This window comes from Azospira sp. MPR-LB4, assembly GCF_058809525.1.
Genome location: NZ_CM179521.1, coordinates 1071088 through 1085128, shown reverse-complemented (window position 1 = coordinate 1085128; position 14041 = coordinate 1071088). Strand labels below are relative to the sequence as shown.

Annotated in this window: 10 protein-coding genes; 3 read left to right on the top strand and 7 right to left on the bottom strand. The window is 69.5% G+C overall.

The window, feature by feature from the left end:
* Together AC3QLZ_RS04905 and AC3QLZ_RS04900 are read right to left on the bottom strand one after the other, a co-directional pair.
* Window positions 1–3141, bottom strand: coding sequence for a multidrug efflux RND transporter permease subunit (locus AC3QLZ_RS04905; protein WP_492783433.1), 3141 nt, complete (start codon window positions 3139–3141; stop codon window positions 1–3).
* Window positions 3138–4298, bottom strand: coding sequence for an efflux RND transporter periplasmic adaptor subunit (locus tag AC3QLZ_RS04900; RefSeq protein ID WP_492783432.1), 1161 nt, complete (start codon window positions 4296–4298; stop codon window positions 3138–3140). Before AC3QLZ_RS04900 ends, AC3QLZ_RS04905 begins: the two co-directional genes overlap by 4 nt.
* A 182-nt stretch (window positions 4299–4480) precedes the next feature.
* On the opposite strand from AC3QLZ_RS04900, the gene AC3QLZ_RS04895 reads away from it, so the two are divergent.
* Together AC3QLZ_RS04895 and AC3QLZ_RS04890 are read left to right on the top strand one after the other, a co-directional pair.
* Window positions 4481–5191, top strand: coding sequence for a response regulator (locus AC3QLZ_RS04895; protein ID WP_492783431.1), 711 nt, complete (start codon window positions 4481–4483; stop codon window positions 5189–5191).
* Window positions 5191–6255 (top strand): ATP-binding protein, encoded by a 1065-nt coding sequence (locus AC3QLZ_RS04890; RefSeq protein WP_152088886.1) that lies wholly within the window; start codon window positions 5191–5193, stop codon window positions 6253–6255. Before AC3QLZ_RS04895 ends, AC3QLZ_RS04890 begins: the two co-directional genes overlap by 1 nt.
* Before the next feature lie 16 nt (window positions 6256–6271).
* Here AC3QLZ_RS04890 and AC3QLZ_RS04885 read toward each other — a convergent pair whose 3' ends face one another.
* From AC3QLZ_RS04885 to AC3QLZ_RS04870, 4 genes are read right to left on the bottom strand one after another with little or no spacing between them, the layout of a single operon-like run.
* Window positions 6272–7483: an ABC transporter permease gene (locus tag AC3QLZ_RS04885; RefSeq protein WP_152088887.1), complete on the bottom strand. Its 1212-nt coding sequence runs from the start codon at window positions 7481–7483 to the stop codon at window positions 6272–6274.
* A complete protein-coding gene (locus AC3QLZ_RS04880) occupies window positions 7474–8202 on the bottom strand; it encodes an ABC transporter ATP-binding protein (RefSeq protein WP_492783430.1) in 729 nt (242 codons plus the stop codon). Before AC3QLZ_RS04880 ends, AC3QLZ_RS04885 begins: the two co-directional genes overlap by 10 nt.
* Window positions 8199–9485 carry an efflux RND transporter periplasmic adaptor subunit gene (locus AC3QLZ_RS04875; protein WP_492783429.1) on the bottom strand — a complete coding sequence of 429 codons (1287 nt, stop codon included), beginning with the start codon at window positions 9483–9485 and terminating at the stop codon, window positions 8199–8201. The genes AC3QLZ_RS04880 and AC3QLZ_RS04875 overlap by 4 nt, the downstream gene beginning before the upstream one ends.
* The gene (locus AC3QLZ_RS04870) at window positions 9482–11026 is read right to left on the bottom strand and encodes an efflux transporter outer membrane subunit (protein WP_492783428.1); all 1545 of its coding nucleotides are present in this window, start codon (window positions 11024–11026) and stop codon (window positions 9482–9484) included. The genes AC3QLZ_RS04875 and AC3QLZ_RS04870 overlap by 4 nt, the downstream gene beginning before the upstream one ends.
* Before the next feature lie 464 nt (window positions 11027–11490).
* On the opposite strand from AC3QLZ_RS04870, the gene AC3QLZ_RS04865 reads away from it, so the two are divergent.
* Window positions 11491–12960 (top strand): DEAD/DEAH box helicase, encoded by a 1470-nt coding sequence (locus AC3QLZ_RS04865; RefSeq protein ID WP_492783427.1) that lies wholly within the window; start codon window positions 11491–11493, stop codon window positions 12958–12960.
* Window positions 12961–13053: 93 nt separating this feature from the next.
* Here the strand turns inward: AC3QLZ_RS04865 and AC3QLZ_RS04860 are convergent, their stop codons facing one another.
* The gene (locus AC3QLZ_RS04860) at window positions 13054–13980 is read right to left on the bottom strand and encodes a LysR family transcriptional regulator (RefSeq protein WP_492783426.1); all 927 of its coding nucleotides are present in this window, start codon (window positions 13978–13980) and stop codon (window positions 13054–13056) included.
* Between the last annotated feature and the right edge of the window lie 61 nt (window positions 13981–14041).

Sequence of the window (14041 nt, the reverse complement as noted above, 5' to 3'; positions counted from 1 at the left end):
TCAATCCTTGTTCCAGCGCTGGCGCAGGCGTTGCAGGGTGGCGGAGGCGGCCAGCCGTTCGCTCAGGCTGAGGACGAAAACGAAATACACCGGCACCAGGAACACGGCCAGCACGGTGGCGGTGAGCATGCCACCGAAGACGCCGGTGCCGATGGCGTGCTGGGTCTCGGCACTGGCGCCGCTGGCCAGCATCAGGGGCACCACGCCCAGGGCGAAGGCCAGGGAGGTCATGAGGATGGGCCGCAGGCGCAGGCGGGCGGCCGCGGCGGCGGCCTCGATCAGGCCCATGCCCTGCTCGTGCAGCTGCTTGGCGAACTCGATGATGAGGATGGCGTTCTTGGCCGAGAGGCCGATCACCGTGATCATGCCCACCTTGAAGAAGACGTCGTTGGGCATGCCCCGGGCGTACACCGCGAAGACGGCGCCGATCAGGCCCAGGGGCACCACCAGCATCACCGCCAGGGGGATGGTCCAGCTCTCGTATAGGGCCGCCAGCACCAGGAACACCACCAGCATGGAGAGGGCCATCAGCAGCGGCGCCTGGGCCGCCGACTGGCGCTCCTGCAGGGACTGGCCGGTCCACTCCACGGCGAAGCCGGGCGGCAGCTTCGCCGCCAGGCGCTCCATCTCGGCCATGGCCTCGCCGCTGGAAGCGCCCGGGGCGGCGCTGCCGGCAATGCGCACGGCCGGATAGCCCAGGTAGCGTACCAGCTGCAGCGGCGCATCGCTCCACTGGGGCGTCACCACCTCGCTCAGGGCAACCATGCCGCCGGCGTTGTTGCGCACGTGCAGGCGCAGGATGTCCTCCACCTGCATGCGGGAACGGGCCTCGGCCTGGATGATGACCTGCTGCATGCGCCCCGCATTGGGGAAGTCATTGACGTAGAGGGAGCCCATGGCGGTGGACAGGGTGTCGCTGATGTTGGCGAAGGAGACGCCCAGGGCCTCGGCCTTCTGCCGGTCGATGTCGAGGCGGACGCTGCTGCCCGGCGGCAGCCCTTCCGGATAGACGCCGGTCACCAGCTTGCTTTCCGCGGCCATGGCCAGCAGCTGCTGCTGGGCCGCCATGAGGGCGGCGTAGCCCTGGTTGGCCCGGTCCTGCAGGCGCATGGAAAAGCCGGACGAGGTGCCCAGCTCCTCGATGGCCGGCGGCATCAGATTGATGACCATGCCTTCCCGGGCCACGCCCATGGCTTCCTGGGCGGCCATCACCTCGGCGGGGGCGGTGGCGCCCTGGCGTTCGTGCCATTCCTTGAGGGTGGTGAAGATGATGGCGGCGTTGGGGCCGGAGCCGGAGAAACCCCAGCCGAGCACGGCCTGCACCGCCTCGATGCCGGGACGGCCGACGGCATGGGCCTCGAAGGCCTTGACCACGTCCAGGGTGCGCTCCGTGGTGGCATCGGAAGGCAGCTGGATGGAGGTGATGAAGTAGCCCTGGTCCTCCTCCGGCAGGAAGGCCGACGGCAGCTGCCAGAAGCCCAGGGCCAGCACCCCGGTGATGGCCAGGAAGACGGCCATGGCCCGGCCGCTACGCCGCACCATGGCGACCACCCGGGTTTCGTAGCGGCCGGTCATGCGCTCGAACATGCGGTTGAACCAGCCGAAGAAGCCGCCCTTCTCGTGGTGGGCGCCGTCCACCGGCTTGAGCAGGGTGGCGCAGAGGGCCGGCGTCAGGGTCAGGGCGAGGAAGGCGGAGAAGAGGATGGAAACCGCCATGGAAAGGGTGAACTGGCGGTAGATGACGCCGACGGAGCCGCTGGCCAGGGCCATGGGAATGAATACGGCGATCAGCACCAGGGTGATGCCCACCACGGCGCCGGAGATTTCCTTCATGGCCTTGAGGGTCGCCTCCCTGGGCGACAGCCCCTCGCTGGCCATGAGGCGCTCCACGTTTTCCACCACCACGATGGCGTCGTCCACGATGATGCCGATGGCCAGCACCATGCCGAACATGGTCAGCACATTGACCGAGAAGCCGGTGGCCAGCATCACGGTGAAGGTGCCGAGCAGGGCGATGGGGGCGACGATGGCGGGAATGAAGGTGTAGCGCACGTTCTGCAGGAACAGGTACATCACCAGGAACACCAGCAGCATGGCTTCGAGCAGGGTCTGGGCCACCTTCTCGATGGAAATCTGCACGAAGGGCGCCGTGTCGAAGGGCACCGAATAGCTCATGCCCGGCGGCATGGTCTTGGCCAGTTCGGCCAGGCGCGCCTTGACCGCGGCCGAGGTGCGCACCGCATTGGCGCCGGGGGACATCTGCACCCCCAGGGCGGCGGCCAGCTTGCCGTTCTCCCGGTTCGATTCGCCATAGCTCTGGGCGCCCAGGGCGACCCGGGCGACGTCGCCCAGCACCACCTTGGAACCGTCCGGATTGGCCCGCAGAACGATGGCGGCGAACTGCTCCGGGGTCGTCAGCTGGCCCTGCACCGAGACCGGGAAGGTGACCCGCTGGCCTTCCACCGTGGGGGCGCCGCCGACCCGGCCCGGGGCGATCTGGGTGTTCTGCTGGGTCACGGCGTCGCTCAGGTCGCTCATGGACAGCTTGTAGGCGACCAGCTTGGCCGGGTCCACCCAGATGCGCATGGCGGCTTCGGAGCCGAACAGCTGCACTCGGCCGACCCCGTCCACCCGCCGCAGTTCCTCCACCATGTTGCGCGCCATGTAGTCGTTGAGGGCCACCTCGCTGTGGCGGCCGTCGTCGGACTTGAGGCTGATGAACATGAGGAAGGAGGAGGCCGCCGATTCGAACTTGAGGCCGTTCTGCCGCACCACGGCCGGCAGGCGCGGCTCCACCGTCTTGATGCGGTTCTGCACGTCCACCTGGGCCAGCTCCGGGTTGGTGCCCGGCTTGAAGGTGGCGGTGATCTGGGCGAAACCGGAGGTGTCGGTGGAGGACTCGAAGTAGAGCAGGTTCTTGACGCTGGAAAGCTCCCGCTCGATCAGCCCCACCACCGCGTCGTTCATGGTCTGGGGCGTGGCGCCGGGATACACGGCGTAGATGCTGACCATGGGCGGCGCCACCGTGGGGTAGCGGGCGATGGGCAGCTGGGGAATGGCGATGAGGCCCAGCAGGATGATGAAGAGGGCGATCACCCAGGCGAAGATGGGGCGCCGGACGAAGAAGGCAGGCAGTCTCATGGCGCCACCGTCTTGCCGTCGGCGGCCAGGGCCCAGGGCTGGGCCGAGACGGGCATGCCCGGCTGCAGCCGGTCCTGGCCTTCGACGATGACCCGCTCGCCGGCGGCGAGGCCGCTGCGCACCAGGTACTGGCGTTCCACCAGCTTGCCCAGTTCCACGTTCTTGACCCCGGCCTTGCCGTCCTGGCCCACCACCCAGACCCGGGCCTGGCCGGTGGAGGAGCGGGACACGGCCTGCTGCGGCACCAGCAGCCCCTGGATGTCGCCGCCCTGGGGCACCCGGGCCCGCACGAACATGCCCGGCAGCAGATGCCGCTCCGGATTGTTCACCCGGATGCGGATGACCACGTCGCCGGTGCCCGCATCCACATTGATGCCGGAAAAGAGGATGTGGCCGGAGACCGGATAGGGATTGCCCTGGGCGTCGAGGATTTTCACGTTGCCGTCCTTGCCGCCATCGCTGCTGGTGCTCTGGCCGGCGGACTTGCGGATGGCTTCCAGCATGGAGGCCGGCTGCCGCACATCCACATAGACCTGGTCGATCTGCTGCACCCGGGCCATGGGGTTGGCGTCGCTCTGGCCCACCAGGGCGCCCTCGGTCACCAGCTCCTCGCCGATGCGGCCGGCGATGGGGGAGCGGATGGTGGCGAAGTCCAGGTCCAGTTGCCGGCGCGCCAGGGCTGCCTTGGCCTGGGCCACGTCGGCCGAGCTCTGGTTGTACTGGGAGAGGGCGTCGTCGAAGAGCTGCTGGCTCACCGCATCCGCATCCACCAGGGGCTTTAAGCGGTCCACCTGCAGCTTGGCCCGCTCCATGGCGGCGATGGCCCGCTTCAGGGCCGAGGCGGCACTGTCCACCTCGGCCTTGAAGGGGGCCGGGTTGATCTGGAACAGGGGCTGGCCGGCCTGCACTTCGGCGCCCTGCTCGAACAGTCGGCGCAGCACGATGCCGCCCACCTGGGGCCGGATTTCCGCCGTGCGCAGGGCGCTGACCCGGCCGGGCAACTCGTCTTCGAGATGGACCGGGCGCGTTTCCACGACGATGGTGGATACAATGGGCGGCGGCATTTCCTGGGGAGCTTCCCCGCCGCCGCAGGCGGCCAGGGTGAGGGCGAACAGGGAAACAAGGAACGGCCGCAGTTGCGGTAAGCTTTTTTTCATGGCTTGGGGCTGGGTCCTGCGAAGGGCAGGGACGGCATAGTGATGACCGGGCCAGTGTAGGCGGATGAAATTGACTATCCGTGGTGGAAATGTGGAGAAATGATGGAGAAGCGCCCAGGAAGGAAAGGGACATTGCCGGAAGCATCGGCACCCCGGCTGCGCCCGGAAAATGGGAGGCGGCGGTGAATTCCCCGGCGGCCCTGGTCCTCGTTGCCGAGGACGAACCGGAAATCGCCGACATCCTGCGGGCCTATCTGGCGCGGGAGGGGCTGCGCAGCGCCCACGCCGCCAATGGCCGGGAGGCCCTGGAACTGCACCTCTCCCTGCGGCCCGACCTGCTCCTGCTGGACGTGCGCATGCCCCTCCTGGATGGCTGGCAGGTGCTGGCCGAGGTGCGCCGCCGCGGCAGCACGCCCATCATCATGATCACCGCCCATGACCAGGATGTGGACAAGCTCTCGGCCCTGCGCATGGGCGCCGACGATTACGTGGTCAAGCCCTTCAATCCGGCCGAGGTGGCGGCCCGGGCCCGGGCCGTGCTGCGCCGCACCCTGGGCGGCGGGGAGGGGAATGGGGGAGCCGGCGTCCTGCGCACCGGTCCCCTGGAAATCGACCTGGACGCCTTCCGCGTCAGCGTCCGCAGCGAGCGGGGCGAACAAGCCCTGGCCCTGACCCTGACCGAGTTCCGCCTGCTCGCCCATCTGGCCCGCATGCCGCGCCGGGTCTTTTCCCGCAGCGAGCTGCTGCACGCCTGCCTGCCGGAGAGCGATGCCCTGGAACGGACTGTGGACAGCCACCTGAGCAAGCTGCGGCGCAAGCTGGAGGAGGCCGGGGTCGGCGGCCTGCCGGTGAGCGTGCGCGGCGTCGGCTACTGCCTGGAAGGGAATGCCTGATGTTTCCCGGCGGTCTCAGCCGGCAGCTGGTCATCTCCATGTCGGCGGTGGCCCTGGGGGTGACCCTGTTCATCCACGTCAGCTTCTACATTTTCTACGCCGTGGCCATGGAGGTGAATCCGGCCATGGTCTCCTCCACTCCCGATGCCTGGCCCCCCACCGGCCCCGAATGGGGCTGGATGATCGGGGTCACCCTGGTGGGGCTGCTGGGGGCCGTGTATACCGCCTCCCGCCTGGCCCGACGCATCCTGCAGCCCCTCAACTCGGTAGCCGACAGCGTGCGTCGTCTGGCCCACGGCGACCTGGATGCCCGGGCCGAGGCCGGTGCCAATCCGTTGGGCGAGACCGCCGTCCTGGTGCGGGATTTCAACGCCATGGCCGAGCGCCTGCAGCGCATGAGCAGCGAGTTTTCCACCTGGAACGCGGCCATCGCCCACGAGCTGCGCACGCCTGTGACCATCCTGCGCGGGCGTCTGCAGGGGCTGGCGGAGGGCGTCTTCGAACCGGACCCGGTGCAGTTCCACAGCCTGCTGACCCAGGTGGAAGGCCTGTCGCGGCTGATCGAGGACCTGCGGGTGCTGAGCCTGGCCGACAGCGGCCACCTCAATCTGCACCTGGAGCGCAGCGACCTGGCGGCGGAAATCCTGCGCATCGCCAGCCTGCTGGAGCCGGAACTGGTGGCCGCCGGCTTCCGCCTGCGCCTGCGGCTGGAAGCGGCGCCGGTGCTGTGCGACGTCACCCGCATCCGGCAGATCGTCATGGCCCTGCTCGACAATGTGCGGCGCTACGCCCAGCCGGGGGAGATCACCATTTCCTGCCGCCTGGGGGAAGGCGCTTTTGTCTTCCAGATCGAGGACGACGGACCCGGGGTGCCGGAAGAACTGCTGCCCCATCTGTTCGACGCCTTCCAGCGCGGCGACGATTCCCGCAGCCGGGCCAGCGGCGGCAGCGGCCTGGGCCTGGCGGTGGTGCGGGCGGTGGTGGAGGCTCACGGCGGCCGCATCCGCTGCCTGCGGGGCAGCCGGGGCGGCGCCCTGTTCGAGGTGGTGCTGCCCCAGGCTTAGACCCGGGGCGGGGGCCTCATTCGTGGCGCAGGGCCTCGATGGGGTCCAGGCCGGCGGCGCGGCGGGCCGGGACGTAGCCGAAGATGACGCCGATGGCGGCGGAGAAGCCGAAGGCCAGCAGGTTGATGCCCGGATTGAAGAGGAAGGGCATGCCCATCAGGGCCGAGAGGCCGAGGCAGGCGAGCAGGGCCAGAATGATGCCGACCAGGCCGCCGAAGGCGGAGAGGGCCACGGCCTCGATGAGGAACTGCAGCAGCACCTCGTTCTCCAGGGCGCCGATGGCCAGGCGGATGCCGATTTCCCGGGTGCGTTCGGTGACCGACACCAGCATGATGTTCATGATGCCGATGCCGCCCACCAGCAGGCTCACCGCGGCCACGGCGCCGAGCAGGGTGGTCATGGTGCCGATGGTGCCGGAGAGGGCTTCGGCGATCTGCTTGGTGTCCATCAGGTTGAAGTTGTCGTCGTCGTTCTCCGCCAGCTTGCGCCGTTCCCGCATCAGCTGCCGGATCTGTTCCATGACCCGGGGGGAACTGGCGCCGTCCTTGAGGGACAGCATCAGGGTGGAGACGTCCTGGGTCTTGCCGGTGAGGCGGCGCTGGGCCGTCACCAGGGGCATCAGCACCACGTCGTCCTGGTCCATGCCCATGGCGCCCTGGCCCTTGCTGGCCAGGATGCCGACGATCTCACAGGAGAAGTTCTTCACCCGCACCGCGTTGCCGAGGGGGCTCTGGCCGGCGAAGAGCTTCTGCTTGACGGTGTTGCCGATGACGCACACCGCCTTGCCGGCGCGCATTTCCTCGTCGCTGAACTGGCGGCCGGCGGCCAGCTTCCAGTTGCCGGCGACGAAATAGGCGTTGGTGCTGCCGGTGACGCTGGAAGACCAGTTCTCGGCGCCGGCCACCAGGGTCACGGTGCTGCTCACCACCGGCGCCACGGCCTTGAGGGAGGGCACCTGGACGAGCAGGGCCTCCACGTCGGCGGCGCGGAAATTGGGGGCGCCGGCGCTGTCCCGTCCGGGGCCGAGGCGCTGGCCGGGGCGCAGGATGAGCAGGTTGCTGCCGAGGCTGGAAATCTGCTCGGCCACCATGCGGGTGGCGCCGTTGCCCAGGGTCACCATGGTGATGACGGCGGCGACGCCGATGACGATGCCCAGCACCGTCAGGAAGGAGCGCATCAGGTTGCGGCGGATCTCCCGCAGGGCCAGGAGGATGGCGTTCAGGAACATGGGGCGGGCTCCGCGGTACGTTCGTCGCTGGCCACCCGGCCGTCCACGAAATGGACGATGCGGCTGGCGTAGGCGGCCATGTCGGGCTCGTGGGTGACCATGGCGATGGTGATGCCCTGTTCCCGGTTCAGCCTCACCAGCAGTTCCATTATTTCGTGACTGCGCTGGCTGTCCAGGTTGCCGGTGGGCTCGTCGGCGAGGAGCACCAGGGGATTGGTGACGATGGCCCGGGCGATGGCCACCCGCTGCTGCTGGCCGCCGGAAAGCTCGGCCGGGGTGTGGTGCTCCCAGCCGTTGAGGCCGACCCGGGCCAGGGCTTCGCGGGAGGCCCGGTGCCGCGCTTCCGGCGACTCGCCGCGGTAGAGCAGGGGCAGTTCCACGTTCTCCTGGGCCGAGGTGCGGGCCAGCAGGTTGAAGCCCTGGAAGACGAAGCCCAGGTAGTGGCGGCGCAGCAGGGCCCGCTGGTTGCGGGAGAGATCCTGCACCGGCACGCCCTGGAACAGGTAGTCGCCGCTGCTGGGGCTGTCCAGGCAGCCGAGGATGTTCATCACCGTGGATTTGCCCGAGCCGCTGGGGCCCATGACGGCGACGAAGTCCCCTTCGGCAATATCCAGGTCGACGCCGCGCAGGGCCTGGAACTCGGCCTGGCCCTGGCCGTAGGTCTTGGTGATGCGGCGGAACTGGATCAGGGGCGGCGCCGCGCCGTTGCCGGAACTCACGGGCGCATCTCCTGGTATTCGGTGATGACGGCCATGCCCGGCTGCAGGTCGCCGCCCAGTATCTCCGTATAGCGGCCGTTGCTGACCCCCGGGGTGACGGCCACGGCCACCGGCTGGCCCTCCTGCAGCACCCACACCTGGGTGGCGGCGGCGCCGTTGTCCTTGCGCTTCTTCTCCGGCTCCCGGGGCGGCCCGGGCATGAGGCGGGAGAGGAAGCTGCGCTGGTCGCCGCCGGCCGCCTGGGGCGGGGTGAAGCGCAGGGCGGCGTTGGGCACCAGCAGGGCTTTGTCCCGGCTGGCGGTGATGATCTCGGCGGTGGCGGTCATGCCCGGGCGCAGGGCCAGGTCGTTGTTGGCCACCTTGAGCACGGTTTTGTAGGTGACCACATTGTCGGTGGTGGTGGAACCGATGCCGACCCGCTGGATCTGGGCCGGGAACTTGCGCCCGCTCCAGGCGGAGACGGTGAAGCTGGCCTGCTGCCCCACCTGCACGCTGCCCACGTCGGCCTCGTCCACCTTCACCTGCAGTTCCATCTGGGTCAGGTCTTCGGCCAGGGAAAAAAGCACCGGGGTGGTCATGGCGGCGACCACGGTCTGGCCCGGTTCCACCTTGCGCGTCAGCACCACCCCGTCCACCGGGGAGCGGATGGTGGCCTTGGCGATATTGGTCTCGTCCGACTTCAGGGTGGCCCGGGCCTGGGTCACCGTCGCCCGGGCGCTGGCCTCGTTGGCCTGGGCCCGCAGCAGGGTCGCTTCCGCCGTTTCCAGTTCGGTCTTGGCCGGCACCTTGCCGCCGGACAGCTCCGCCACCTGGCGCATGCGCGAGAGGCTGGCCCGGGCCTCGGCCACGGTGGCCACGGCCTGGGCCACGCTGGCTTCGGCGGCGGCCACGGCGGCCTGGGACTTGACCACCTGGTCCTTGAGCTTGGAGGTGTCCAGCTGGGCCAGCAGCTGGCCCTTTTTCACCTGCTCGTTCTCCTGCACCAGCACCGACTCCAGGGTGCCGGAAAGCTCGCTGCCCACGTCCACCGACTTGGTCGGCGCCAGGGTGCCGCTGGCGGAGACGGTGACCACCAGGGGGCCGCTGTCCACGGTTTCCGTGAGGAACTGGCCCTGGCTCTTCTTGCCGCCGGAAAGAAGCAGGGCGAGGGCCAGCACGGCGATGGCGCCCCCCGCCAGGAAGCGCTTGGGATAACGCTGCCAGAGGGGCTGGGCGCCGCTGCCGGCGGCCTTCTTGAGGAGGTCCTGGAGGGCGCCGTTGTGGTTGTCCTGGGGCGAGGTCATGGGGCGGTCTTTTCCTGTGTCGAAAGGGGAGTGGCAGCGGCAGCAGCGATGGCGTCTGCCGGGGCCTCGGGGGCGCTCCAGCCGCCGCCGAGGGCCTTGTAGAGCTGGATTACGGCGCTGAGCACGGCCAGGCGGGCCGTGGCCAGGCTGTCCTCGGCGCTGAGGCGGGTGCGCTCGGTGTCCAGCACCTTCTGGAAGTCCGTCAGGCCGGCCTGGTACATCTGCCGTGCCAGCTGGGCTGCGTTGCGGGCCGCTTCGGCGGCGCGGCGGCGGGTGGCCTCCTGCTCCCGGCCGGCGGCGTAGGCGGCCAGGGCGTTTTCCGTATCTTCCAGGGCCGTCAGGATTTTCTGCTCGTAGGCGATCAGGGCCTGTTCCTGGGCGGCGTCCTGCACCGCGATGCGGCTCTTCAGGCGGCCGCCGTCGAACAGGGTGGCGGCTAGGGTGCCCGCCAGGGAGCGGGCCACGGTGCCGCTGCCGCCCAGGGCGCCGGAGGTGAGGGCCTGCCAGCCGAAACTGCCGCTGAGGGTGAAGCTGGGATAGCGTTCCGCCACCCGGGCATGGACCCGGGCCGTTTCCGCCGCCAGGGTGCGCTCGGCGGCGCGCACGTCGGGGCGGCGGCGCAGGGCGTCGGCGGGAATGGCGACGGCAATCTCCCGGGGCGCCGCCGGCAGGGGGTGGGCGCTGTCGAGCCGCTCCTGCAGGCTGCCTGGGGTCTGGCCCAGGAGCACGGCCAGGCGGTTCTGGGAAGCGCTGACGTTGCTCACCAGGGCGGGAATGGTGGCCCTGGTCTGTTCCAGGCTGGTGCGGGCCTGTTCCACGTCCAGTTCGGTGGCCAGGCCGGCCTGCTGCCGCCACTGGGTGATCTCCAGGGTTTCGGCCTGGCTGGTGGCGTTGTCCCGGGCGATCTGCAGGCGCTCCTGGTAGGTGCGCAGCTCCACGTAGTTGCGCGCCACCTCGCCCACCAGGGTGACCCGGGCGTATTCCAGGGTGGCGGCCTGGGCGGCCACGTCCGCATCGGCGGCGCTGACGTCCTGGCGCACCACGCCGAAGATGTCCGGCTCCCAGCTGGCGTCGAAGCCCGCGTCGTAGATGGTGGTGCGCCGGCTGCTGCCGCCGCTGACGGCGGGGCTGGCCTTGCTGCCGGTGGCGCCGGTGGAGGCGCTAAGTCCCGGGTAGTAGTCGGCGGCGGCCAGGTCCCGGCTGGCCCGGGCGCTGCGCAGCTTGGCCTGGGCGCTGCGCAGGTCCGGCGAGGCGGAGAGGCCCTGGGCGATCAGCTGGTCCAGCAGCGGATCGTTGAAGCGGGTCCACCACTGGGCCAGCACGGCGGCCTCATCGGCCTCGGTGGTGGCCTCAGCGGTTGTCTCGGCCCGTGCCGGGGCGGGGCTGTGCCATTGCTCCGGCACGCTTACCTGCAGGCGGCGCTGCTCCAGGTCCGGCGCCGGGGTGAACAGGGTGCAGCCCCCCAGGCTGCCGGCCAGGGCCAGCAGGAGCAGGGCGCGGCCGGCGGGGCGGCGGAGGAAGGGGGGCGGGGAGAGCGGCATGGGATTCCGGTGGAGGCGACGGTGGGCCAGGACAGTGGTGGAGAAGAGCGGAACGGCGGGTGCCGACGGGACGCTGCGGCGGCCCGGATTGGCCGCGGGCAAGCCGCTGGCAGGCAGTTCGCCTGGGGGCCGCAAGCGGCTCGGATGCGGCCCGGTGATTGAATCTTAACAATTATCCCCGGGCCTGCCGGGTGGCCGGCGGCCGTTTTTGCAGACATTTACATCCGTGTAAGCGAAGGTTTCCGGCAACCCGGGGGCGAATGGCGGCCCGGGGGGCGGGGGACCGTGCTACACTGCGCGCCTCGCGTCGCCGTAATCAGTCACGGCGGGCGTCGTGATTTCGTTGAAATCCCTCCGGCCGGGCCCTCTGCCCGCCGCGTGAATTACCCCATCCCCGTAGTTCGCCTCGACTGGTTCGTGCCGCAGCGCACGCAGGGCCCAAGGGCTACCCACCAGGAGCATCCATGCTGTTTACCGATCTCGGCCTCAAGGCCGAAATCCTGCGCGCCATTGCCGAGCAGGGTTACACCGAACCCACCCCCATTCAACAACAGGCCATTCCCGCCGTCCTCGCCGGCCGCGACCTGATGGCCTGCGCCCAGACCGGCACCGGCAAGACCGCCGGCTTCACCCTGCCCATCCTGCAGTTGCTGTCCCAGGCCCAGGCCGGCGAAAGCCCCCTCAACCGCCTGGCGCGCAAGCCCCGGGTGCTGATCCTGGCGCCGACCCGGGAACTGGCCCTGCAGGTGGAAGAAAGCGTCCGTACCTACGGCCAGCATCTGCCCCTGAAGTCCATGTCCATGTTCGGCGGTGTCGGCATGAATCCCCAGATCGCCGCCCTGAAGCGCGGCGTGGACATCTTGGTGGCCTGCCCGGGCCGCCTGCTGGACCACATCAACCAGCGCACCCTGGACCTTTCCGGCATCGAAATCCTGGTCCTGGACGAAGCCGACCGCATGCTGGACATGGGCTTCATCCGCGACATCCGCAAGATCCTGGCCCTGCTGCCGCCCAACGGCAAGCGCCAGAACCTGCTCTTCTCCGCCACCTTCTCCGACGAGATCAAGGAACTGGCCAGGAGCTTCCTGCACGATCCCCAGTCCATCGAAGTGGCCCGCCGCAACACCACCGTGGAAACCGTCAGCCAGAAGGTCATCCACGTGGACCGGGAAAAGAAGAAGGACGTGCTGCTGCACCTCTTCGAGAACCGGGGCTGGAACCAGGTGCTGATCTTCACCCGCACCAAGCACGGCGCCGATGCCCTTTCCCGCCGCCTGGACAAGGAAGGCATCCGCTCCGCCGCCCTGCACGGCAACAAGACCCAGGGCGCCCGGGTGCGGGCCCTGACCGAGTTCAAGGAAGGCAAGCTGGTGGCCCTGGTGGCCACCGACATCGCCGCCCGGGGCATCGACATCGACCAGCTGCCCTACGTGGTGAACTACGAGCTGCCCAACGTGGCCGAGGACTACGTGCACCGCATCGGCCGCACCGGCCGCGCCGGCGCCGAAGGGGAGGCCATCTCCCTGGTCTGCCATGACGAGCGGGACAACCTGCGCAGCATCGAACGCCTGATCAAGAAGGACCTGGAGAAGGAGGTGCTGCCCGGCTTCGAGCCCAGCGCCAACCCGACCCCGGCACCGCCCCAGAACCGCGGCGGCCAGCGCCAGGGCCAGGATCAACGCCAAGGTCAGCGCCAAGGTCAGCGCCAAGGCCAGCGCCAAGGCCAGCGCCAAGGCCAGCGCCAGGGGCAGGGCCAGCCGGGCCGTAGCTTCGGCAACAACGGCGGCGGCAACCGCAGCGGCGGTAACGGCGGCAGTGGCGGCCGTGGCCAGGGCGGCGAAGGCCGCAGTCGCAGCGGCGGCGGTGCCGCCAGCGGCAACGGTGGCACGCCCCGCAGCGGCGGCAACCACCGCAACGGCACCCGGCACCACTAAGCCAGGGCGATCCCCATGAAAAAGGCCGGCGCAGTAATGCGCCGGCCTTTTTTTCGTCTGGCGCCGGGGCGGCACCTTGGTCGCCCCGGCCGTTCAGGAGAGGTCGGGCAGATCGAGTCCCCGATCCCACGGCGCCGGATCGCCGGCAAAGCGCTCGGCGAGGAAGTCCACCAGCAGGCGCAGGGCCAGGGGCTGGTGCTGGCGGGAGAGGTAGATGGCGTGGATGCCCAGCACTTCAGGTTCATGGTCCGGCAGCAGGGGCACCAGGCGACCGGCGCCCAGGTCGTCCCCCAGGTAGTAGGTGGGCAGCATGCCGATGCCGGCGCCACACAGCACGGCCCGCCGCAGCACCGCCGTCTCGTTGGTGTGGAAGCTCCAGTTCACCGGCGCCGCAAGGTCGGCGCCGTTGCGCGTGAACCGGTACTGCTTGCCGATGCCGAAGGCGTGGGCGATGCAGCGGTGCCGCTGCAGGTCCTCGGCTGTTTCGGGCTTGCCATATCGTTCCAGGTAGGCGGGCGCGGCACACAGCAGGGAGCGGCAGCGGGCCAGGGGCCGCGCGATCATGGCCGGGTCCAGGGTGTTGGTGATGCGTACCGCCAGATCGACCCGTTCCGCCACCAGGTCGGTGGGCTTGTCCCCCACCGAGAGGACGATTTCCACCTGCTCATGCTGCCGCTGGAAGTCCGCCAGGGCTGCCGTCAGCTGGGCATCGGCAAAGGAGCCGGCGGTGGTGACGCGCAGCACCCCGGCCGGCTCCCGGTTGCGGGCCGCGGCCAGGTGCCGGGCCTCGGTGGCGATCTCCAGCAGTTGCCGGCAGGAGGGCAGGGCGGCGAGGCCGGCGTCGGTGAGGCTGACCTTGCGCGTGGTCCGGTGCAGCAGGCGGGCGTCGAACCAGTCCTCCACCGCCGCCAGGTAGCGGCTGACCATGGCCGCCGACATGTCCAGGTGCTCGGCGGCCTGGGTCAGGCTGCCCCGGTCGGACACTTCAACGAAGACGCGTACGGCGGTCAGGCGGTCCATTTGATCGATTCGTGCAATAAATAATCAACTGTATCGAACTTTATCAACCATTTTGCAATAG

Excerpts from the sequence above, each read along its gene's own strand:
- AC3QLZ_RS04905 (WP_492783433.1), bottom strand. The coding sequence starts at position 3,141 with ATGAGACTGCCTGCCTTCTTCGTCCGGCGCCCCATCTTCGCCTGGGTG.
- AC3QLZ_RS04890 (WP_152088886.1), top strand. The coding sequence starts at position 5,191 with ATGTTTCCCGGCGGTCTCAGCCGGCAGCTGGTCATCTCCATGTCGGCG.
- AC3QLZ_RS04875 (WP_492783429.1), bottom strand. The coding sequence starts at position 9,485 with ATGACCTCGCCCCAGGACAACCACAACGGCGCCCTCCAGGACCTCCTC.
- AC3QLZ_RS04865 (WP_492783427.1), top strand. The coding sequence starts at position 11,491 with ATGCTGTTTACCGATCTCGGCCTCAAGGCCGAAATCCTGCGCGCCATT.
- AC3QLZ_RS04870 (WP_492783428.1), bottom strand. The coding sequence starts at position 11,026 with ATGCCGCTCTCCCCGCCCCCCTTCCTCCGCCGCCCCGCCGGCCGCGCC.
- AC3QLZ_RS04900 (WP_492783432.1), bottom strand. The coding sequence starts at position 4,298 with ATGAAAAAAAGCTTACCGCAACTGCGGCCGTTCCTTGTTTCCCTGTTC.
- AC3QLZ_RS04885 (WP_152088887.1), bottom strand. The coding sequence starts at position 7,483 with ATGTTCCTGAACGCCATCCTCCTGGCCCTGCGGGAGATCCGCCGCAAC.
- AC3QLZ_RS04860 (WP_492783426.1), bottom strand. The coding sequence starts at position 13,980 with ATGGACCGCCTGACCGCCGTACGCGTCTTCGTTGAAGTGTCCGACCGG.